Source organism: Limnohabitans sp. 2KL-17 (genome assembly GCF_003063415.1).
In the GTDB taxonomy this organism is placed as follows: Bacteria; Pseudomonadota; Gammaproteobacteria; order Burkholderiales; family Burkholderiaceae_C; genus Limnohabitans_A.
The window spans coordinates 1-596 of the sequence record NZ_NESK01000105.1 but is presented as its reverse complement, the minus strand read 5'-3'; the positions used below and the strand labels follow the sequence as shown (position 1 = coordinate 596).

1 pseudogene is annotated in these 596 nt (G+C 52.3%); it reads right to left on the bottom strand.

From position 1 onward, the window contains the following. Positions 1-385 precede the first annotated feature (385 nt). Positions 386-596 (bottom strand): annotated as a pseudogene (locus B9Z45_RS17580) (hypothetical protein); the annotation flags it as partial.

The window sequence follows — 596 nt, the reverse complement described above, 5'->3', positions numbered from 1 at the left end:
TTCTCTCTTCATATGAAAACATGAACTATCTTCATTTAGTCCAAGTTATTGTCCTCACCCCCCCCCGGGGGGGCAGTTTTCGGTCGGCGGCAACACATCGCGCTGCCGAACGAATAGGGTCGAGCAGCCGAGTCTCAAACGCCAATGACATCTGAGCCCGCGCCGCAAGGGACGCGGTTAATAGATCGCTTACAAACGACGCATCACTGAAGCCAGGTTTGCGCCCGATTTCCTTGATCGGCATGCCCGCACGGCCTGCCGCAGAAAATCAATGAGTTGCTCTTCGCTGTATTTGGTTGTTCTCATGCAGTCAAGCTGTACATCAAACTCGGGCAACGCCTTGGCGCGAACATCAGACAATTGGGCTACCCAAGAAAAAACACCCTTATTGGTTGATATCGGGAGTTCGAGCGAGATCGGGATCTGCAAGTGTCACTTTTCGGCATAAAGGAGCCAGCTGTTTTCGGCATATAAGAGCCAGCCTTACAAACGACGCATCACTGAAGCCAGGTTTGCGCCCGATTTCCTTGATCGGCATGCCCGCTACGGCCTGCCGCAGAAAACCAATGAGTTGCTCTTCGCTGTATTTGCTTGTT